This is a genomic window from Paenibacillus sp. CF384 (assembly GCF_900106745.1).
Taxonomy (GTDB): Bacteria; Bacillota; Bacilli; order Paenibacillales; family Paenibacillaceae; genus Paenibacillus_Z.
In genome coordinates this window covers 1-22435 of record NZ_FNNV01000027.1, presented here as the reverse complement: position 1 = coordinate 22435, position 22435 = coordinate 1, and the positions used below count along the sequence as shown (strand labels likewise).

Annotated in this window: 17 protein-coding genes; 14 read left to right on the top strand and 3 right to left on the bottom strand. The window is 51.3% G+C overall.

Annotation, left to right across the window (positions count from 1 at the left end):
• The first annotated feature begins 37 nt into the window (after positions 1 to 37).
• The 4 genes from BLW29_RS28795 to BLW29_RS28780 all read left to right on the top strand — a co-directional run bounded on the left by BLW29_RS28795 (position 38) and on the right by BLW29_RS28780 (position 4940).
• Positions 38 to 1750 (top strand): extracellular solute-binding protein, encoded by a 1713-nt coding sequence (locus BLW29_RS28795; protein WP_090986203.1) that lies wholly within the window; start codon positions 38 to 40, stop codon positions 1748 to 1750.
• A gap of 107 nt (positions 1751 to 1857) precedes the next feature.
• Complete coding sequence (locus tag BLW29_RS28790; RefSeq protein ID WP_256209026.1) at positions 1858 to 2769, top strand: ABC transporter permease; 912 nt, start codon at positions 1858 to 1860, stop codon at positions 2767 to 2769.
• 18 nt (positions 2770 to 2787) lie between these two features.
• A complete protein-coding gene (locus BLW29_RS28785) occupies positions 2788 to 3672 on the top strand; it encodes a carbohydrate ABC transporter permease (RefSeq protein WP_090986201.1) in 885 nt (294 codons plus the stop codon).
• Between the two features lie 14 nt (positions 3673 to 3686).
• Complete coding sequence (locus BLW29_RS28780) at positions 3687 to 4940, top strand: Gfo/Idh/MocA family protein (protein WP_090986199.1); 1254 nt, start codon at positions 3687 to 3689, stop codon at positions 4938 to 4940.
• Positions 4941 to 5784: 844 nt separating this feature from the next.
• Here the strand turns inward: BLW29_RS28780 and BLW29_RS28775 are convergent.
• The 3 genes from BLW29_RS28775 to BLW29_RS28765 all read right to left on the bottom strand — a co-directional run bounded on the left by BLW29_RS28775 (position 5785) and on the right by BLW29_RS28765 (position 7151).
• Positions 5785 to 5997: a hypothetical protein gene (locus BLW29_RS28775; RefSeq protein ID WP_090986198.1), complete on the bottom strand. Its 213-nt coding sequence runs from the start codon at positions 5995 to 5997 to the stop codon at positions 5785 to 5787.
• Between the two features lie 98 nt (positions 5998 to 6095).
• Positions 6096 to 6656, bottom strand: coding sequence for a GNAT family N-acetyltransferase (locus BLW29_RS28770; RefSeq protein WP_090986196.1), 561 nt, complete (start codon positions 6654 to 6656; stop codon positions 6096 to 6098).
• Between the two features lie 24 nt (positions 6657 to 6680).
• Positions 6681 to 7151, bottom strand: coding sequence for a heme-degrading domain-containing protein (locus tag BLW29_RS28765; protein ID WP_090986194.1), 471 nt, complete (start codon positions 7149 to 7151; stop codon positions 6681 to 6683).
• A 178-nt stretch (positions 7152 to 7329) separates the two neighbouring features.
• On the opposite strand from BLW29_RS28765, the gene BLW29_RS28760 reads away from it, so the two are divergent.
• The 10 genes from BLW29_RS28760 (at position 7330) to BLW29_RS28715 (ending at position 22169) form a co-directional block, all read left to right on the top strand.
• Positions 7330 to 9378 carry a hypothetical protein gene (locus tag BLW29_RS28760; RefSeq protein ID WP_090986192.1) on the top strand — a complete coding sequence of 683 codons (2049 nt, stop codon included), beginning with the start codon at positions 7330 to 7332 and terminating at the stop codon, positions 9376 to 9378.
• A 133-nt stretch (positions 9379 to 9511) separates the two neighbouring features.
• Positions 9512 to 11251 carry a sensor histidine kinase gene (locus BLW29_RS28755; protein ID WP_090986190.1) on the top strand — a complete coding sequence of 580 codons (1740 nt, stop codon included), beginning with the start codon at positions 9512 to 9514 and terminating at the stop codon, positions 11249 to 11251.
• A 7-nt stretch (positions 11252 to 11258) separates the two neighbouring features.
• The gene (locus BLW29_RS28750; protein ID WP_256209022.1) at positions 11259 to 12887 is read left to right on the top strand and encodes a response regulator; all 1629 of its coding nucleotides are present in this window, start codon (positions 11259 to 11261) and stop codon (positions 12885 to 12887) included.
• Positions 12888 to 13044: 157 nt separating this feature from the next.
• Positions 13045 to 14040, top strand: a complete 996-nt coding sequence (locus BLW29_RS28745) for an ABC transporter permease (RefSeq protein ID WP_256209021.1) — start codon at positions 13045 to 13047, stop codon at positions 14038 to 14040.
• A 13-nt stretch (positions 14041 to 14053) separates the two neighbouring features.
• A complete protein-coding gene (locus tag BLW29_RS28740; protein ID WP_090986186.1) occupies positions 14054 to 14938 on the top strand; it encodes a carbohydrate ABC transporter permease in 885 nt (294 codons plus the stop codon).
• Positions 14939 to 15004: 66 nt separating this feature from the next.
• Positions 15005 to 16621 (top strand): ABC transporter substrate-binding protein, encoded by a 1617-nt coding sequence (locus BLW29_RS28735; protein ID WP_090986184.1) that lies wholly within the window; start codon positions 15005 to 15007, stop codon positions 16619 to 16621.
• Positions 16622 to 16725: 104 nt separating this feature from the next.
• Complete coding sequence (locus BLW29_RS28730; RefSeq protein WP_090986182.1) at positions 16726 to 17454, top strand: ThuA domain-containing protein; 729 nt, start codon at positions 16726 to 16728, stop codon at positions 17452 to 17454.
• A gap of 25 nt (positions 17455 to 17479) precedes the next feature.
• On the top strand, positions 17480 to 18532 hold the full coding sequence (locus BLW29_RS28725) for a Gfo/Idh/MocA family protein (RefSeq protein ID WP_090986180.1): 1053 nt from the start codon (positions 17480 to 17482) through the stop codon (positions 18530 to 18532).
• A gap of 169 nt (positions 18533 to 18701) precedes the next feature.
• A complete protein-coding gene (locus tag BLW29_RS28720) occupies positions 18702 to 21200 on the top strand; it encodes a GH116 family glycosyl hydrolase (RefSeq protein ID WP_090986179.1) in 2499 nt (832 codons plus the stop codon).
• 138 nt (positions 21201 to 21338) lie between these two features.
• A complete protein-coding gene (locus tag BLW29_RS28715) occupies positions 21339 to 22169 on the top strand; it encodes a phytanoyl-CoA dioxygenase family protein (RefSeq protein ID WP_177186852.1) in 831 nt (276 codons plus the stop codon).
• Positions 22170 to 22435 lie beyond the last annotated feature (266 nt).

The following is a 22435-nucleotide window of genomic DNA, read 5'->3' as shown; positions in this document are numbered from 1 at the left end:
AACGCAGTGAACAACAATTTCTATGGGGGGAAACAAAATGAACAGATGGGCCAGTTCTTTTCTGATTATCTCATTAATCGCCACCATGACCGCATGCTCCAGCAATGACGGCAACACTGCAAACGATCAAGCGAACAAGACAGACAACACAGTTACGACAGACAATGCAACGACGGAACAGACAAACGATGCAGCTGCGGAGAACGTTGACCCGCTAGGCAAATATGCGGAGCCGCTAACGGTAACCGAAGTACTCGGGTACGGACCGCCGGAAGATCCGAAGACACCGTCCGGTTTAACGCCGGATCAGAATGCGTACCTGAAGGATCTGAAGGAACAGCTGAATATCGATTTGAAATACAAATGGACGGTGCCAACCGATCAATACGAGCAGAAGTTCTCGCTTTCCATTGCTTCCGGGGATTTGCCGGATATTATGGATGTCGACATTCGCAACTTCGAGAAGTTTAAGACGCAAGGTGTCCTGGCTGACTTAACGGACGCTTACGAGAAATATGCATCGCCGACGCTGAGAAAGTTCATGGATTCCGATGGCGGGCAAGCGATGAAGTCGCTGACTTCGGATGGCAAGCTATACGGCATTCCGGGCTTCGAAGAGCCCTTCTTATCCACGCAGATTCTATGGATTCGCGCCGATTGGTTGAAGAACGTCAACTTGGAAGCACCTAAGACGATCGATGATTTAGAGAAAATCGCAACCGCTTTCGTCAATGACGACCCGGATAAGGACGGTAAGAAAGATACGTACGGCCTTGCGCTGCAGAAGAACATCGTCAACTGGGGATTCGATACTCGCGGCCTGTTCTTCGGCTTTAATGCGTATCCGAGCGGGTGGATCAAAGGCAGTGACGGCAAGCTGGTGCCGGGCGAGATTCAGCCGGAGATGAAGCCTGCGCTGAGCAAGCTGCAGAGCTGGTATAAGAACGGCATTCTCGATAAGGAATTCGCGCTCAAGGACGAGAACAAGGTCGTTGAAGATATTGTCGGCAGCAAAGTCGGCATGCTGTACGGCGAATGGTGGCTTCCGAACTGGCCGCTTAACCTGAACAAAGATGCGGACCCGAATGCAGAATGGATTTGCGTGCAAATTCCGTCGCTTGACGGCTCCCCGGGTAAATCGCTTGTACCGAAAGTACGCATGGGACATATCGTTGTCGTAAACAGCAAGTTCAGCAACCCGGAAGCGGCCATTAAGATGATCAACTTCTATATCGAGATGAACACGAAGGCGCATTACGACACGAACAAGCCGGAGAATGGCTACGTGTACAACTGGTTCGTGCCGCGGATTTACAATCCGGTTGAAATTCAAACGATTCATGATGAAGTGAACAATGCGGTCGCAAACAAGTCGAATTCGGTGAGTGAGGATATTCCGTATTACGTCAACATTCAGAAGCCGCTTGAAGCAACGCAGAAATTCCTTGCAGGCGACAAAACCGGATGGGGACTCTATTCCAGCCGCGTTTCCAAAGACGGAGGCTGGGGTCTGACGAGTCAAATTCGCGACAGCAAACAATTCGTGTACAACGAATTCTACGGCTCTGCTACGGAATCGCAGGTCGAGAATGGCGCGCAGCTGGATAAGCTGATGAATGAAACGTTCACGAAGATCATTATGGGCGAATCGATCGACAGCTTCGATAAATTCGTCAGCAGCTGGAAAGCGCTCGGCGGTGACGATGTAACGGCAGAAGTGAACGATTGGTACAGCAGCGCATCGAAATAATGAGAATGGCAGAAACGGCGGAAGGCGCTTACGCAAGCAAGCAGGCAGCTATGTGAGCGAGCTATCGAGCGTCTTCCCCGCTGCTTCTTACTGGAGGCGGAACCTTGATGAAACAGCAGACAATGCGGAGAAGCCGGTTCATACGGCAATTGCCATTCCATATCATGCTTATACCCGGTATCATCGTCACGCTCATTTATGCCTATGGCCCGATGTTCGGAATCGTCATGGCTTTTCAGAAGTTCGATCCCGTGCTTAGCTTCTGGAAATCGAAATTCGTCGGCTGGAAAAATTTCCGATACATGTTTCACCTGCCGGATATGAATCAAGTCATCTGGAATACCGTGGTGATTTCCGTTCTTAAGATTGCCTTTGGACTGGCCATCCCGCTTATTCTTGCCTTATTGCTCAATGAGCTTAGCAGAGACTGGTTTAAGCGCATCATCCAAACGAGTATTTTTCTGCCGTTCTTCCTCTCGTGGACGGTGCTTGGCGGTGTCATTCTGGAGCTGTTTTCCTTGAAAGGACCGATTAATGATTTGCTCGCCGGTACTGGGATTGAACCGATCATGTTCATGGGCCAAGGGGATTGGTTTCGGGCCATCATTGTAGGCTCGGAGGTTTGGAAGGGCATGGGCTACAATATGATTATTTTCCTGGCAGCCATTGCCGGGATCAATTCAAATTTGTATGAAGCGGCCGAAGTGGACGGAGCGGGCAAATGGAAGCAAGTTGTCCATATCACGCTGCCGGGCATGGCGCCGATTATTATATTGCTCGCTACGCTTAGCTTAGGCAATATTTTGAATGCCGGATTCGATCAAATTCTGATTCTGTATAATCCGGTCGTCTACGAGAGTGCCGATATTCTCGATACGTTCGTCTACCGGCTCGGTATCTTCAACCAGCAATACGCGCCGGCAGCTGCTGTTGGATTGTTTAAGTCCGCGATTTCTTTAGGATTGGTAGGCTTATCCTATTACTTAGCCTATCGGTTCACCAAGTATAGAATCTTCTAAGAGACTGGGGGAGATGGCATGGTTTATCGAGCATCATGGGGCAGAGTCCTGTTCATGGTCGTGAATACGATCGTGTTAATAGGAGTGACGCTGCTTGGCATCTTACCGTTCATCCATCTGCTTTCAGTCAGTTTAAGCTCCAACATTGCCGCAGTGGCTGCGCAGGTTAAGCTGTGGCCCGTCGGATTTACATTGGATGCCTACCAATACTTAGCGCAAAAGGTGGAGTTTATTCGTTCCTTGAAAGTATCACTGGAGCGCGTTATCCTCGGCACGGCACTCAGCATGGTTCTGACGATCATCACCGCTTATCCGTTATCGAAGAGCAGAGAACAGTTTGATTTCCGAACGCTGTATGTCTGGTTCTTCGCGGTGACGATGTTTTTCGGCGGCGGCTTGATTCCGACTTATATCGTTGTCAAAGAAACCGGACTAATTAATAGCATCTGGTCGCTGATTATCCCGAGTGCGCTCAATGTATGGAACATGGTGATGCTGCTCAACTTCTTCCGCAACATTCCGAAGGATATGGAAGAAGCGGCTACCATTGACGGAGCAGGCCAGTGGGCCATTCTGCTGCGCGTCTATCTTCCGGTGTCGCTGCCATCGCTTGCGACTATACTATTGTTCACGATCGTGGGACATTGGAACTCGTGGTTTGACGGCATCTTGTACATGAATTCACCGGAGAAGTATCCGCTGCAGACATACTTATCGACACTGGTGACATCTATTAATAAAGCAGCGATATCCATCGACGACTTGAAGCGGCTCGAAGAAGTCAGCGAGAAAACATTACGAACGGCGCAAATTTTCTTAGGCGCTTTGCCGATTATGCTGGTTTACCCGTTCCTGCAGCGGTATTTCATCAAAGGGATTACGGTTGGTAGTGTAAAAGAGTAGGAGATGAGCATCTGATGAGCAAAGTGAAGATTGCCTTAATCGGAGCGGGACTGCGCGGACAAAATTACGTCGATTATGCGCTGGCACATCCGGATGAGATGGAAGTCGTGGCGGTTGCCGACCCCAACCTTGATCGGCGAGATCGCTTAATGCAGCGTCACGGGGTAGATGAGCGCTTGGGTTACGACGACTGGCGCGAATTGCTGGCGCAGCCGAAGCTGGCGGATGCCGTGCTGATCTGTACGCAGGATAAGATGCACTTCGAGCCGACGATGATGGCGCTTGATGCGGGTTATCATGTTCTACTTGAGAAGCCGATGTCTCCGGACCCGCAGGAATGCTTGGAGATGGGGGCGAAAGCACAGCAGTCCGGACTCATCTTCTCGATCTGTCATGTGCTCCGTTATACGAATTTCTTCCGCACGGTGAAAAGGCTGCTCGCCGAAGGTCAGATCGGTCAGCTGATGTCGATTCAGCATAATGAGAATGTGGGTTATTGGCATCAAGCACATAGCTTCGTTCGCGGCAATTGGCGTAATGCCGAGGAGTCGAGTCCGATGATTCTGGCAAAATCCTGCCATGATATGGACATCTTGTTATGGCTGGCGGGAGATGACTGTACACGCCTGTCCTCTTTTGGCTCACTCTCATACTTCAATGCCTCCAATGCTCCGGAAGGCGCACCGAAGCGCTGTACGGATGGCTGCCCGGTGGCGGATGAATGCTTATACTATGCACCTAATGTTTACCTTGGGGACTCGGAAAGCTGGATGGCGGCGGCCATTAGCGATGATCCGAGTCCTGAAGCAAGGCTTAAAGCTTTGCAAGAGGGACCGTACGGTCGCTGTGTGTACCACTGCGATAATAATGTGGTAGATCATCAGGTTGTGAATATGGAGTTTGCGAACGAAGTGACGGCTGTTTTCACGATGAGCGCATTTACGCAAGAGTGCAACCGCACGCTGAAGCTGATGGGAACGAAGGGCGAGATCCGGGCCGCTATGGAGAAGAACGAAATCGAGCTCATTCGTTTCGGCAGTCTCGCGCCGGAGAAGATTTCACTCGAACTGCCCGGCGGACATGCAGGTCATGGCGGCGGAGATTATGGCTTAATGAGCGACTTTATCGGACTGGTGAAGTCAGGCGGTTCGGGCGGCGACAGCCTCACTTCCGCGGCCAAATCTGTACAAAGCCATATGATGGCTTTTGCCGCGGAAACATCGCGCTTAGAGAAACGCGTGATTGAGCTGGCTGCGTTTAGTGGGTAAAGGGCGGCGTTATTTAACCCCGTGTCGGATGCTGAGAGTAGGGAAATCCGACTCTCACGTCCGAAACCACGCCGAAACGAGGCTGAGAGTCGGAAAAACCGACTCTCAGCGATCAAACTAACCAATCTATCCCGGTGTCGGATGCTGAATGCTGAGAGTAGGGAAATCCGACTCTCATGTCCGAAACCACACCGAAACGAGGTTGAGAGTCGGAAAAACCGACTCTCAGCGATCAAACTAACCCATCTAGCCCCGTGTCGGATGCTGAGAATAGGGAAACCCCACTCTCATGTCCGAAACCACACCGAAACGAGGCTGAGAGTCGGAAAATCCGACTCTCAGCGATTAAACTAACCCATCTAGCCCCGTGTCGGATGCTGAGAGTAGGGAAATCCGACTCTCACGTCCCAGTCCACGCCGAAATGAGGCTGAGAGTCGGAAAAACCGACTTTCAGCGATTAAACTAACCAATCTAGCCCCTGTGTCGGATGCTGAGAGTAGGGAAATCCGACTCTCACGTCCCAGTCCACGCCGAAATGAGGCTGAGAGTCGGAAAAACCGACTCTCAGCGATCAAACTAACCCATCTAGCCCCGTGTCGGATGCTGAGAGTAGGGAATTCCGACTCTCATGTCCCAGTCCACGCCGAAACGAGGCTGAGAGTCGGAAAAACCGACTCTCAGCGATGAAACTAATCAGTTAACTGCTCGGCTTCTGTGAAAATGTTGCCTTTCATGCAACATAATTGAAGCTAATCGAGTAGGGAGATGGAAATGTTGTCCTTTATGCAACATTCCAACTTCTAACAGGCTTAAATAGGCCGGAATCTGCAGAAATGTTGCTTTTTATGCAACAATTAACAGAAACGAGACCAATTTGGGCGTAAATGCTGCACTTTGAGCAACATTTCTGCATGCGAGCGGATTACCCAAGAACATCAGTCCCAGATTCGCACCAGTTCCAGCAGCCGCATGCACCACCAGCCGCACTCGCTCCACCAGCATCACCAGCGCAACTAGCGCCACCAGCGCCACCAGCCCCAGCATCACCGGTGCCACCAGCGCCACTATCTCCTGCCGCCGCAAGCATACGCACCAAAAAGGACCGCCTCATAGTGCCATGTGCACTATTGAGGCGGTCCTCTTGTCTCTACTTCCTATACTCGTTTCACCAAGCGGCGGTAGTCGCTGTCGCCGATGCGAAGCATGTCGTCTTCCTCGTAGCCGCTTGCGAGATAAAGCCGGTAAGCGCGCTCGTTGTAGGTTTCGACGATTAGTGCCGCGCGCTCGAACCCAAGCTGAGCAGCGCGCTGCTCGGCGGCTGCCATAAGAAGCTTGGCGATGCCTTGTCCGCGATATTGCTCCGCTACGGCCAGCGCGTCCAGATAGAACTCGCCATCTCGCGCTTCACGAACAATTTCGCTATCTTCATTGCCCGGTCTGCTGCGAAGCTTCACGAGGAAAGGTTCGTCCAACTGCCCAGCATCGTTACCGGAATAGGCCACGACCATACCGGCAATTCGGCCATCCTGTTCGGCGACGATGACATTGCCCGAGCTGACTCGATTGCCCGGCTGCTTGTAGAAGTCGGTCAGCAGCTCCGCTGCCTCGATTTCATCCGATGCGCCTGTAAGCAGGTAAGCAATCTCACCAATCGCTTCGAGCAGCAGCGGAATAACTTCGGGGGCGTCGTCTCTAGTTGCAATACGCGTAATCATGCGGTGACACTCCTTGTGAAGCGATTATTTTCCCAGTAGAAACTCGCTCAATACGTCCACGATAATCTGATGATCAAGCTCGCCTGGCAGACCGGAAGCTGTGATTGTTCCTACGATGCCGACATTCTTAATGATAAGCGGGAAGGAGCCGCCTTCAGCCGCATAATCCTTCGGATCAAGGTGAGAGGCTTCGATGGAGTTACCGTTTGCTTTAAACTCGACATGCATGAAGTACGAGCTGTGACCGAAATGGTGAACAACGTTGCGTTTACGCTGAATCCACTGATCGTTGTTTGCATTTGTTCCGTTCATTTTGCTATGGAATAATAGCTCGCCGTTTCTTACGATTGTAACCGCGATCGCTTTGTTCTCTTGCTGCGCTCTCTCGATGATCTTAGTACCGATCTCAAAAGCGGTTTCGTTAGTAAATGTGGAGAATTGAAGCTCGTTCTCCTGTTGTTGCAACTGCTCTAGCAAAGCTTGATATTCACTCATATGTAGCACTTCCTATCGGCTGATTTTTTCACCTCTAATACTATGCTTTAAGCTAGGCTTCGTCAAACCGGGGCTTGGTCTATTCGGACAAATACTTAGGCAGGAATGCACTTCCGGTACTCGAATAGGATGGAATAGAGGACGACCTAATTTCCTCACATTGAAGGAGTGATCGGAAGTGCCGGAATTTACGCAGGGCAGCTATGGTGGAGAATCCATACGATTAGTTAACGAGCATATGCGGATTGACGTGCATAAGAGATTGACCGGATGGGGATGGGCGGAAGTATTTTCGGCAGATGAGCGGTTTATGGGGGTATTGGAGCATTTCGGGGAGCTGCTGCTGCGGGATCAGGAGATTCCGATCCGGATGGAATCGGAGTCGTACGAGCGGGCGCAATCCGATGAAGGGGAGTCGCTGACGTTCAAGGTGAAAGCGCTGGTCGTGCAGCAGAAGCTGAAAGGCACATCGTTCGATACGTGGATTCAATATCCTTTCGATGCGGCCCTAATGGACGGCGAAGTGAAGCTGACGTTATTGCGTGATCAGCCTGTATTGAAGCTGGCTTATTCGTTTGTCTCGCATTATAACCTGTTTGTCCGTTATGTCAGAGGGCCGTGGGTCAAAGTCGGAGCGGATTCTTTCGGAGCGAACAAAACAGATGCCATCTTCCCCGGTGTGGAATGGTTGGAAGGCGAGGAGTGGTCGAGCGGTACCGATTGGTTTAAGGACCCGTGGGCGCTCAGAGTCGCGCCGCATCCGAATAAGGTAGCTTTTCCGGTGATGGCGGTCAGTCACGAAGGTACGGCGGTTGGGCTCTCGTGGGACCCGGCGCTGCATGCAACCCGCTGGTTCAACTACCGCGTTCATGTGCAGCAGCCTGTATTCGCTTCTCCGAATTTCATAGACAGACGGAATCATCATCTACTGGGGCTGATGGTGCCGGATGCTCAAACCGAGCACGCGGAAAATCAAATTTATGCTGCAGAACCATTGGAGCTCCATCCGCAGCAGGTGGTTGCTTGGAATGCCGAGCTTGTTGTCATTCCGGGCCGATCGCTCGATGTAATGACGGATTGGATCGCTCGCAGTGGAGGGCTTCCTGCACCAGCCACACCTAGATGGGCTTATGAGGATGCGCTTGATCGCATCGCGCTTGCCTATGATGAGCGATATTGGCAGGAAGGACAAGGCTTCGGTACGCCGCAGCACGAGAAAGGTTATTCGCACCGAGTACCGCGTTTCGCCGAAGCTTACATAGAGCGTCGCAAAGGGACGGCACTAGCTGCTTCGCTGCAGGAGAAAATCGACAAGTGCAAAACGCTGAATGCGGCGGCGGATGAGGTTAGCGGTGGTACAGGCGAGATAAGTGGTGCGGCATCTGCTCATGACCGCTTATTGCGTAAAGGCCTGGAGCTGCTGGCTCATCAAAGAGAAGACGGTGCATTCCCGTTCGATCCGGATGGGCGGCATTACATGAAGGATGATTTTGTCGTGGCGCGGGCTTTTCTGGAACCGATGGGTCATGCCGGGGATACGGCGCTTGATCTATGCGTTACGCCAGCGATCGAGCTGCTTCGCCTTTGGAAAGAGACCGGCGACGAGCGCTTGAAGGAAGGCGCGCTGCGTGCCATCGACTATTGCTTGCCGATGACAAGGCCGGAGGGCGGCGATTTCTGGGAAACGCCTCTGCATAGTCCGAACTTATTCGCGGCAGGCCATGCCGCAATTGCGAACTGGCTCGCACATCTAGCAACCGGCAAAGAAGTGTACAAGGAGAAGGCCGTGTACTGGATTCGTTCGTTGCTTCCTTTTACTCATCTGTGGCAGCCGGCAGATAAGCCCATGCTCTACAATACAAAGCCGTGCTTCTGCTCCAGCGATTGGTATTTCGCCAATTGGGTGCGTGATCATGTGCAGTGGGAAGTGTTGGAAACCTTTGCGGAATCGCATAGGCTCGGTATCGACTGGGCGGTTATTGATCCGGCCATCGATTGGACGTGTTATCGGGAGGGGATCACGAATGCAGCGATGCGCTGGATGATCGATCACCGGGATGCGACGTGGATGCCGCATAATTTGCAGCATACGAAGGTGTATTATGATCAGGGCTTACTCGACGATTGCTTCGCCGATACGCATAATTCGGTCACCGGTTTGTATGGCGGGATGGCGATTATGCCGGATGCGATTGCTGTGAATTTGCTGGCGATGACGGAGAAATAGAGTGAAGCTCACGGCTCCTCCGGGAACTGTGGGCTTCTATTTGTCTTGCTTGATTCCGAGGCTGCCGCTATGATCATTCCTAGAGTAATTATGGGAAGACTGCCTAGTGACGCGGATTGGAGGACTCATCGATATGAATAAACTGAACACGCTCGGTTCCCGGTTCATCCTGCTGTTCTGCGCCATCACCATTCCGCTGCTGATCATTCTGTTCCTCGCAGGGGGCTACGCCAAGAGCGTTGTGCTCACCCAGGTGGCGAATTCCTATCAGACTTTGGTGAATTCGAACCTCAATATGATCGACAGAAGCTTGGAGGATATCACGACGAATATGGTCGACATCGTGAATAACAGTGATGAGTTCCAGCGATTCGGCCAGCCGGGATTAACGGACTCCGATTATTATTTTGCTCAGATGGAACTGATTCACCGCAACTCGACCTATCAATCGTACTACCACACGGTAGATATGTTCTTCGTTTACTCCATGCCGAATGCTGCGCTGTATTCCACAAACCTTGTAGGCGCGGCATCGGGGTATTATGAACCGGTGAGAGCTTGGATCGACAACTCGTTCCAGCGTCCGGAATTGCTCAAGCAATATCTATACAAGTGGTCGGTTATTCGAATCAAAGACCAATATTTCTTATATCGGCTGGTCAGCGATGACTTGACGAACAATGCCTACATTGGCGCCATTATCAACATTAATAGCTTGAAAACACCACTCGGCAACCTGGATGTTGGCGGCGGAGGTGTCGTAATTGTAGGCGATGACGGCAGTGTATTATCGAACCCTTCCGCACCGCTTTCGACCATTACGAAGCTGCCCCCGGACAAAATAAAGCTGAACGGTTCCTTCACCGTGGAGGATGGGGACGCCAAGCTGCTCGCGGTGAACAAGCATTCGGGGACTGCCGGCATCAGCTACGCAGTCGTTGTTCCAAACTCCGAGCTGCTCAGTGGTCTGAGCCGCTTTCAAGCCGTCATCAACTTTCTTCCGCTGCTCGTATTCGCTATGTTGGTGCTTTACTTGTTTATTTTCCGGAACATCCTATTCAATCCTATTCGTCATCTGCTAGGAGCTATTCGGAGAATCAAAGAAGGCGACATGAGCACGCGGCTGCCGAATTCGCAAATCGCCGAGTTTGCGATCATTAACCATACCTTCAACAACATGGTCGAAGAGATTACCCATCTGAAAATCGATGTGTACGAGGAGAACCTGCGCGCACAGCAAGCGGAGCTGAAGCATTTGCAGACGCAGATCAACCCGCATTTCTTCCTGAACACGTTAAATATTATTTTTCAATTGGCGGATTTGAAGCGTAACGAGCTGGTGAAGAAAACAGTTCGGCACATGGTCGAATATTTCCGCTTTAGTCTGAGGACGAAGCGGGATGCGATTACGCTTGAGCAGGAGCTGGGGCATATCCGGAACTACTTGGAAATTCAGAAAATGCGATTCCAAGACTCCTTCTCCTTCGAGCTTCACGTGCCAGATGACTTGCTGCGTGCCAAGCTGCCTTCGCTGATCGTGCAGCCGTTCGTGGAGAATGCGATGATTCACGGCATGAGTGTGAAGAACGCGCCGTTCATCCTGCAGTTGTCGGCGCGGCGTGTCCAAGGTGAGCAAGAGATGGTGGAGATTGTAATTGAGGATAATGGCAAAGGCATGACGAGCGAGAAGCTCGCTGAATTGAATGATGACGGGTATGCCCCTGATTCGGAAGATCATCATATCGGGATCTGGAATGTGAAGAAGCGATTAACGATGCAATATGGGAAGAAGGCTGAGCTGGTTTTTAGTCCGAATGAACGAAGTGGCGTAAGGATTCGTCTCCTGCTGCCGATTGAATATGCGGAGGAGTGAGCTTGCGTTGGAAAAGTGTAAAATGCTGATCGTCGATGATGAGAAGTTCGCCATAGAAGGCATAATGAATTGCATGGATTGGGAATCGCGGGGCATTGAAGCGGTGTATGCCGCCGGCAGCGCGGATGAAGCTAGGATACTTATGCAGGAGAAGCCGATCGATATTCTGATCTGCGATATCGAGATGCCTGATGAAGACGGGCTGTCGCTGATACGCTGGGTGAAGGAGCATTACCCGCTGACGGAGTTTGTGTTTCTGACCTGTCACAGTGAATTTACCTATGCGAAGCAGGCTGTGCATCTTGGGAGCTTCGACTATTTGCTGAAGCCGGTCGACAGCGAGGAGCTGGCGCAGGTGGTCGAGCGTATGATCGATTCGATTCATGAACGAAGAGAGCTGTCGGATTACAACGAGAAGTATCAGAAATATTATGCGTTATATAACAAACAGCAGCCGCTGCTGGTTGAGCATTTCTGGCAGGATATGCTGTCCCGCCGGATCCTGTCTTACGGAGATTTCTTGGATCGTGCGCTGCAGGATGCTCAAGTTGCGCTGTCATCGGGCGATGAGGTGCAGCCCATTCTGATTAGTTTGGAAGAATGGACGAAGGTGCTGCCGGAGCGGGACCAGGAAATTCTGGAGTATGCGGTGAAGAAAGCAGCGGAGGAAATGCTGCTGGACGGGCGGCGCGGACATGCGGTGACGGACAGGAACGGATTTCTGTTCGTGCTGGCGTATGGTGATCATGGAGCTGGTGACGAGGATGGAGATGGCCCGGATGGTTGGGTTCAAGCTGTGGAGCGGTTCAAAGAGGCTTGTCTGTCCTACTTCTACTGTCAGATCTCCTGCTATATCGGATATCGTGCGCCGCTTCAGGAGCTGCCGGGACTATGCGATGCTCTGAAGGACATGGAGCGAAATAACGTGACCAAACCGCATTCGGTGCTGCTTTATAATAAGGCTGCATCAGTGGCGGGAGTAATGGCTCCTGCTTCTGGTGAGCCGGTGAGCACGCCAATTTCCGAATGGATGAGCGTGATCGCAAGCGGTAACCGCGATAAAGTCATCGCATTAATCGGGCAGCATGTGGCGAAGCTGGAGCAAAATCCGAACAGTACGCCGAAGCAGCTTGAGACGTATCTGCATGAGTTTCTGCAGGTCATCTATCATTTTCTGTATGGCCGCGGCATCGCTGTCAGTCAGATTCCGAATTTCACGATGTGGTCAACGGCGCAGATCCGCACGCTCGCCCAGTTCAGGTATTGGGCCGTCCATTTGGTTTCGGCTGTGATGGATACCGTGTTCCGCGACAAAGAAGCAGATGGTTTCGTGCAGAAAGCCATCTACTTCATGCGTGAGAACGTCGAGGAGGATATCTCCCGCGAGGATGTAGCCGCCTATGTAAATCTCAATCCGGCTTACCTCTCTCGACTCTTCAAGAAAGAGACGGAGCGCAACTTGATCGATTATCTCATCGAAACGAAAGTCAATCGCGCGAAGCACTTGCTCGATTCAACGGACATGACGGTCAGCGCAATCGCCCAGCAGGTTGGCTACTCGAACTTCTCGCATTTTACGAGGACGTTCAAGAAGTATACCGGGGTGAATCCGCAGGAGTATCGGAGGCAGTCGTAATGGTAGCAGGGAATGAACAAAGGAACATGGCCGATTATGGCCATGTTTTTTTGGTATGTCCACATGAAGATGTCACAAATCGACTAGGCGAGGGTGACAAAAACGGTATGGGCACAATCGGATTCTCGGTATGATGATCACATCAAGAAGCAACAGGATGGTGAACAACATGGGAGCAGGCGCAGATCAGCCGGTTACAACGGCGGCGACGGCAATCAAGAAAGCGAAGGGGAGAACGGGTAATCCGTTTCGGGCGCTGCTGAAATATCACGCGCTGTGGATATTGGCCTTACCGGGAATATTGCTGCTGCTGATTAATAACTACATGCCGATGTTCGGCATATTCCTCGCATTCAAGAGCTTGAACTTCTCCAAAGGCATATGGGGCAGCGACTGGGTCGGCTTCGATAACTTCAAATTTCTGTTCGCCACCAATGACATTTGGCGCATTATCGCGAACACGGTGTTATACAACATCGCTTTTATCGTCATCAATACGGCTCTCTCGGTTCTGCTGGCACTCTTGCTCAATGAGGTGAGGAGCAAGGTGCTGTCGAAGTTTTTCCAAAGCTCGATGCTCCTGCCGCATTTCATATCGATGGTGGTCGTGGCCTATCTCGTATTCGGCTTCCTTAACCCGGATCTGGGGTTCATCAACAAAGCGATTCTGGAGCCATCGGGGCACGAGGCTGTCTCATGGTATATGTCACCAAAGTACTGGCCGTATATTCTGATCATCGTGAACAGCTGGAAGTCAGTCGGATTCGGATCGATCATCTACTTGGCGACAATCGTCGGAATCGATAAGGAATATTACGAGGCGGCGATGATTGACGGAGCCGGGAAGTGGAAACAAATGACGAAGATAACCGTTCCGTTCCTGATCCCGATCATGATCATCCTCACGCTGCTGTCGATCGGCCGAATTTTCAATGCGGACTTCGGATTGTTCTATCAGGTGACAATGAATTCAGGCATGCTGAAGGATGTCACGGAGGTCATCGATACCTACGTATACAACGCGCTGTTAGTCTCCGGAGATACGGATTTAGCGTCATCGGCCGGGCTGCTTCAGTCGGTTATCGGATTTATTTTGGTCGTATCGGTCAATATGATTGTGAAACGAGTGAGCAGTGATAAAGCTTTATTCTAAAAGGTGGGAGAGCATGAACAACAGCAATCGGACGAACCCGATCATCATTGTATTCTTTATCATCGTCAGTCTGGCGAGCTTGCTTCCGTTCTGGCTTATCCTCATGGTGTCGCTTACGGGTCAAAATGCATTGGTCAAATACGGATACAGCTTCTGGCCCAAAGATTTCGATCTGGCCGCTTATCGCTTCCTCATGCATGACGCAGAACCTATTCTTCGCGCATACGGCGTTTCGATATTCGTCACCGTAGTCGGTACGATCGTAAGTTTGTTCGTCACATCGGCACTGGCATACACCTTGTCGAGAAATGATTTTCCGTTCCGTAATTTACTCAGCTTCTACGTGCTGTTCACGATGCTGTTCGGCGGGGGCTTGCTCCCATGGTACCTCGTGTATACGAAGTTTCTGCACTTGCAAGACACGCTTCCGGCTCTCATCATCCCAGGGTTGCTAGGCGGATTCAACGTATTCATCATGCGGACGTATTTCACGACAAGCATCCCGCCATCTTTAGTGGATTCGGCGCAAATTGACGGGGCCAGCGAGTATCGGACGTACTTCAGCATTATTTTGCCGCTGTCGCTTCCGGTTCTTGCGACGATTGGACTGTTCGTCATCGTGACGTACTGGAATGATTGGTTCACGAGCTTGGTGTTTATCAACAACGACAGGCTGTACAACCTGCAATATTTCCTCTACAACACGCTCATGAATGCACAATACCTGCAGGCCATTGCGAGCAAAGCGCATATTGATGCATCGTCCACGCAAATCCTTCCACTAGAGGAGCTGCAGATGGCGATGGCGATTATCGCGGTGCTGCCGGTTGCGATGGTGTTCCCGTTCTTGCAGAAGTATTTTGTGAAAGGCCTGACGGTAGGCGCTGTAAAAGGCTGAACTCGGCATATGCCGATTTAGTATAAAGTCATCATATAGAGCATTCATTATGGGAGGTTACAGAAAATGAAAATGGTATCGAAAGGCTCCTTTGTTCTGTCATCGCTGCTCCTTTCACTCTCGCTCGTAGCGGCCGGCTGCTCCAGCGGCAACAACACGGCCAATAACGAGAAGCCCTCGAATCAAGCGCAAGAGAGCACGAACACCAACACGGGCACGACTAATACCGAAGCACCTAAAGCGCTGGAGCCGTACGAGGTTGTCATGGTTTATCCCGATGGCAAGCAGAACGACCTTGGCGTCGTGCAAACGGCGATGAATGATTACTTGAAACAAACCTATCCGGACATGAATATGACCGTTAAGCTGAACCCGATCGATTGGAGCGCCTACGCAGACAAGACGAACCTGATGATGTCCTCCGGTCAAAAGTTCGACCTGATCTGGACGGCAAACTGGATGAATTTCGATGCACAGGTGAACAAAGGAGGATTGCTTCCACTCGACGATCTGCTGGCACAGAATGCGCCGGATATCGAAGCGATTGAAGGCAAGTTCCATGATGGCGCGCTGCGCAACGGCAAAATCTACGGCGTTCACGTGCATCAAGAGCTGGGCAATCCGCAAGGTGTCGCGATCAGCAAAGCACTCATAGACAAGTACAATCTGGACTTAAGCGCGCTGAAGTCCGGCGAGTTCAAAGACCTCGGACCTATCTTGAAAACAATCAAGGAAAATGAGCCTGGCGTAACGCCTGCCGTTGGACCTTCGTTCCCGCTTGGTGCTTACTACGGTTCGGGCAGCACAGCGAACATCGTTGGCCCAATTGGGCTTGATCTAAGAGATACCGATCCGAATAATACGTACAAAGTCGTGAATACCTATGCAACACCGCGCTATATGGAGCTTGCCAAGCTGACGCGTGAGTGGTTCAAAGCCGGCTACATCAATAAGGATGCAACAACGCCTGGCGTAGATATCTGGAAGAAATTCCAAGCGAAGACGGCATTTGCTTCCATCGGCAGCGACTTGGACATTCTGGCAGGCACCGAAATCGGCTTGCCGCAGTTGATGCCTAGCAAAACAAGCAGCGTAGGCAGCGACATTATTCAAGTGCCGCTGAACATCGACAGACTGCAAACAACGAAACTCGCTGCAACGATGCAAGGGATTTCGCAAACCTCGAAGGACCCTGCTCGTGCGATGATGCTGCTTAACCTGTTCTACAAGGATCAGAAGCTGCTGAGCTTGTTCAACTTCGGCGTGGAAGGCACGCATTATGTGCTCAAAGATGGTCAAGTTGCGCTGCCGGACGGCAAAACTCAGGATACGGTCGGTTTCTATCACGACAACATGTGGCAAATCGGAAACCAAATGCTGAACTACACTCGTGTAGGCGAAGACCCGAATAAGTACAAGAACTATGAAGAGTTTAACCAGAAGGTATCGAGCAATCCTTCGCCGATTCTCGGCTTCGTATTCAACTCTGAGCCTGTGAAGAACGAGCTGATTGCCGTAAGCAAAGTACAGAGCACGTTCGATCCGGGTCTGCAATCCGGTCAGCTTGATCCAGAGGTTGAAATACCGAAGCTGCTTGCGAAACTCCAAGGGGCAGGCATTGACACAATCATTACTGAGGCTCAGAAACAGCTGGACGAATGGCGTGCAGCAAACGGAAAGTAAGGATTACAACCAGGGGGTATAATCCAAGTGATTATACCCCCTTACTTATCAAACCGGCCGTATCGATCTCTTTGCCGGTACAACTAACAGGATGGTGAGCCAATATGATCAAAGTAACCGTTTGGAATGAATATTTGCATGAAATCAACAATCCCGCTGTGGCGGCAATTTATCCAAAAGGAATTCACGGTGCGTTAGCGGATGGCTTGTCCAGCGAGCAAATCAGCGTGAAGACAGCGACACTTGCTGAGCCGGAACATGGCTTGTCCGAGGAGACACTAGCCAATACCGATGTTCTGATTTGGTGGGGGCACTTGGCTCATGACAAGGTAGACGATGCGATTGTGGAGCGGGTATATAATCGTGTTCTGAGAGGCATGGGACTTATCGTTCTGCATTCCGGTCATGCATCCAAAATCTTCAGCAAGCTGCTTGGTACCCCGACAGGGCAATTGAAATGGCGGGAAGCGGATGACAAAGAGCGTATCTGGGTCATCGATCCTGCGCATCCGATTGCCTCAGGAATTGGGGAATATATTGAACTGGAGAAGGAAGAAATGTACGGCGAGCATTTCCATATCCCGGCTCCGGACCAGTTAGTATTCGTATCCTGGTTCGAGGGCGGCGAAGTGTTCAGAAGCGGCGTTACGTACAATCGCGGACAGGGCAAAATCTTCTACTTCCGTCCGGGTCACGAAACGTATCCGACTTACTACAACGAAGAAATTCTTCGTGTCATCGCTAATGGCGTGCATTGGGCAGCGCCAAGCGACACGGCTGCTCCGGTATACGGTCATTCGGCACCGCTGGAGCCGATTTCAGTAAAGGCTTAGTGGTTACGGGAGAGGGGGAACAGCAATGAGCAAGTTTCGTATTGGTTTAATCGGTCTTGGCGGCATGGCAAATGCGCATATCCGCTGGTTGGCTGAGGAAGGCGAGCGGTTTGAGGTTGTAGCCGTGAGCGATGTGAACGCGGAGGCGCTGACCCGAGTCGGCAATCAGCTCGGACTTGATGAAAGGAAGCGGTACGCCGATTTTCATGCGCTAGTTGAAGACCCGGATGTAGATGCCATCGTATCGGCAACGCCGAATCATGTGCACGCGGACATTATCCGGGCGTGCTTGAAGGCAGGCAAACCATTCATGGCAGAGAAGCCGTTCACGCGCGTATTCGAGGAGGCGGAGCCGCTGCTTGAGCTATATAAGCAGCAGCCGGTAGCGGCGATGATCGGATTTACGTACCGTTATACGCCTGCTTTTCGTTACGCTCGTGAACTTGTGAAGCAGGGCAAGCTGGGAGCAATCCGCAGCTTCTCCGTACAATATCTTCAGGGCTGGGGCGCGGCGCAGTACAAGGTTCCGTATGTCTGGCGTTTCGATAAGAACATTACCGGCACGGGAACGCTCGGCGATCTCGGCTCGCATATGATAGACTTAGCGCGTTTCCTGTTCGGTGAGTTCGAAGAGCTGTCCGCACACCTGAAGACGATTATTACGGAACGTCCCGATGCGGCAACTGGGAAAATGGTTCCGATTGAAGTCGATGACTTTGCCAGCTTCCAAGCGCGGATGACAGGCGACGTGATGGGCGTCTTCCAAACGTCGCGAAATGCAATCGGATCAGGCAACCAGCATGAAATATCTATCTATGGCGACTTCGGAACGATTCATGCATCCACCGAAAATCCGGATAAACTGATCTGGATCCGCGAGGAAGAGCCTGGCCAGCTATCCCGATCAACACTCGATGTGCCGAGCTCGTGCAAAATTTCCCAGTATTCCGATTTTCTCGCGATGCTGGATGGCAAGGATCCCAGCGGTCTGCCAGGATTCATGGACGGTTATCGCAATCAACAGGTACTGGATGCAATCATCCGAGCGAGCGAGACGAAGTCTGTAGTACGGTTATAGGAAAGCTGAAAGAGCCGCAAATGTTGCGGCTCTTTTGTTGTAGTTGCCCCCACTCCAGTAGAAAGTTTTAATCAATTAGGGTGAGATTTGTAATCGGTTCCATGAAACTCGTATTCATAGGGTAAGAGAACGCTTATGATGGATGGAGACTCGTTAAGGGGGAAACAGTGTGAGCCAGCAATCGTATAGTCAATCGTATTCGGGGGATCGCAATTCTCATATCGCTTATCCGCTTGGCGGAATCGGAGCGGGGATGTTTTGCCTGGAGGGAACGGGGGCGATGTCCCATTTCTCCTTGCGTCAAGCACCTAATATTACGCATGAGCCTATCATCTTTTCCGCCTTATGCGTCAAAGAGGAGCAGGGCAATATTGCGAGGGTCATGGAAGGACCGGTTCCTTCTTGGAAGATCTACGGCAATAAAGCGGAGTCGATGAATCCCGGCAGCGGGTTGTTCGCTAAACACTTCGGCTTGCCGCGCTTTGAGAGCAGCACGTTTCATGCAAAGTTTCCTTTTGGTACTGTAGAGCTGCATGATGATCGGCTGCCTGTCGAGGCGTCGATTACGGGCTGGAGCCCGTTTATTCCCTTGCAAGCGGATGATTCGAGTTTGCCGGCAGCGGCACTCGAAGTTACCTTAATCAATCCAACAGATCGCCCTGTCGAGCTCGTGTATTCCCTTCATGCATCCAACTTCATGGCGTCCAATAAATCGACGAAACAACGGGTATACAGCTCGAAATCAGGCAAAGGTTTTGTACTTGAGCAGTCCGCTGCCGAAGGCAAGCCATGGGAAGAAGGATCATTCAGCGCCTTCACGGATCATCCGAACGCCACAGCCGACTGCGCTTGGTTCCGCGGCGGGTGGTTCGACTCATTAACGATGGTTTGGAACGCGATTAAAGCAGGCCAAAGTATGGAAAATCCTGAAGTAACGGAAGGGAAGCCAAGTCCCGGCGGAAGTCTGTATATTCCGCTTACGCTAGCCCCTCGTGACCGGCAGGTCGTTCGAATTATGTTATCGTGGTATGTGCCGGAGACAAACCTGATTGAAGGCGTCGAAGAAGCTAAACAAGCGGATTGGGCCGGAGAATACCATAAACCTTGGTATGCGGGTAAATTCGCAACCGTTTCGGAAGTTTCGGAGTACTGGTTCCGCCAGTATGATTCGCTGCGCGAAAGAAGTTTGACATTTAGCGATACATTCTATGGAACCTCGCTTCCTTCGGAGGCCAAGGATGCCATAACCGCGAATCTGACGATTCTGAAATCGCCTACCGTCATGCGCCAGACGGACGGCCGTATGTGGGGCTGGGAAGGACAGCAGCTCACAGAAGGCAGCTGCAGCGGTTCATGTACGCATGTCTGGAATTATGCGCAAGCGGTGCCGCATCTGTTTCCAGAATTGGAGCGCAGCTTGCGGGTTACGGAATTTACGGAAGGACAGGATGAACGCGGGCATCAGAATTTCCGGGTGCCACTGCCTATTCAGCCGGCGAGTCACAAGTATCACGCGGCTTCGGATGGCCAGTTAGGCGGCATCATGAAGGCATACCGTGAATGGAGAATCAGCGGGGATACCGAGTGGCTCCGGAAGTATTGGCCGCAAATCAAGCAAAGCTTGATGTATTGCAAGGAGCTTTGGGACCCCGATGGCATGGGAGTTTTGATCGAGCCGCACCACAATACGTACGACATCGAATTCTGGGGACCGGACGGCATGTGCTCTTCCATCTATATTGGCGCGCTTAAAGCAGCTTCCCTCATGGGTGAAGCGCTGGGAGACCCTTCGAACGAATACGAAGAGCTTTATCGCAAGGGCAGGACGTATTTGGAGCAAGAGCTGTTCAACGGCGAATACTTCGAGCAAAAGATTATGTGGCAGGGGCTTCGCGCGCCGGATCCGTCCAAATTGGTTCCACAAGGGAATGACAGCTTCAAGGCGGCAGAAACATTGGAAGGGCCTGAAGCTTGGAATGTCAACTACTCCAGGGAGGCGCAAGAGCTGCTGCAGCAGGAGGGCCCTAAGTATCAATATGGAAAAGGCTGCTTGTCGGACGGGGTCATCGGAGCGTGGATCGCGGAAATGTGTGGTCTCGGGGATATCTTGGATCGCGAGATGGTTAAATCCCACTTGCTAAGCATTTATAAATACAATCTTAAACGTGACTTATCCGAGCATGCCAACCCGCAGCGGTCCGGATTTGCGCTCGGCAGAGATGGCGGACTGCTGCTTTGCACATGGCCGAAGGGGGGGCAGCTGTCGCTCCCGTTCGTATATAGCAACGAAGTCTGGACCGGTATCGAATATCAAGTCGCCTCGCATTTAATGTCGGTTGGCTGCGTGGAAGAAGGGCTGGACATTGTGCGCGTTTGCCGCGACCGGTACGACGGAAGCGTAAGAAATCCCTTCGATGAATACGAGTGCGGACATTGGTATGCAAGAGCAATGGCTTCTTATGGCATCCTTCAAGGCTGGAGCGGTATTCGGTACGATGCAGTGGAGCGTGTACTCTACGTTTCGCCGAAGGTACGGGGAGATTATAGCAGCTTCTTGTGCACTGCTACAGGATACGGAATCGCCGGAATTCGGGGCGGTGAAGTATTTGTTGAAGTAAAGGAAGGCACGATAGAAGTAGATGAGATTCGCTTGGCTTTAACGAAATAGGAGTTCAATTCGATGTCTCATCTGCAGATTGGTGAACGCCGTTTCACCAATTAAAGCTTTCCAAGTGGGAATGAATTTGTTATTTTATAGCTTAGCAAGCGCATTCTTACCACAGCTAAACAGATTGGATGGGATAAAGTGAAAGTTAGTGCAGAAGAACTGGCATCCGGTAAATTGTTGCCTTCGACAATCGAACTGGCTGTACAGTTGATTCAAGTTAATGGTTACGTGCTGATTGAAGAAGTGCTGCCGCGGACGCAAATCGATCAATTGAACAACAGAATCGGTGACTACCTCGAAGGGTTCATGGCGAAGAACGGATTCAGCCTCGAAGAAGGCTTCCATGATGGCACGAACCATATCGGCATGTATTTGCCGTTTGAGCACCCGTTCTGCGATGAGTCGCTTATTGCGCATCCTTTTGTAACGGATATTGTGGATCAAATTCTTGGCTCCGATTGCGAGCTTACTTATTTTGCTTCAAACACGTCGATGCCTAAAGGCACGAAGTCTCAAGATGTTCACGCCGACACGGGGGCTAGATTCGGCAGCCGCTTTGGTGTGAACGTACCCATCACCAATCTTGTCGTGAATTACCCGCTCGTAGACGTCAATGATGAGAACGGTCCGATGGAAGTTTGGCCGGGCGGCACGCATCTGCATCCAGATAGCTGGTACAGCTCGAAAGTGTTGAACAAGACTGAGCTTGCTCCGCATATGCTTTCCTTCAAAGCACACATGCCTGCCGGCTCCATCATGATTCGTGACGACCGCATGTGGCACCGCGGTACGCCGAACCGTTCGGACAAGCCAAGACCAAACATTGCATTGATCTACTCGTCTACTGCAACGGCTCCTTACCAAGGCGGTCTTCAAATCCCGCAAGAGACGTACGATCAGTTCTCGGATCGCGCGAAGCAGCTCGTTCGCAAGCAGAAAATCGGCTCTGAAGTCATCAAGCCGTACTAATAGCGGTTCAAGCTGAGACAGTATCTAGAAAAGCACCTGACCATATGGTCAGGTGCTTTTCTGCGTGCTGTTCGTCAGGATTGCTTGATGAACGTGCTGACCGGTATCCGAATGTTGCATAACATGCAGGACTGTTGATTAACCAAAAAAAGGTAGCAAAAAGACCGCTCATTCGGTAATGTGTTTGTACCCCTACAAACATCCGAAATGAGGCGGCCCTATGAAAAAGTCTACTATGTTTACCACCATCCTGCAAACGATTTTAC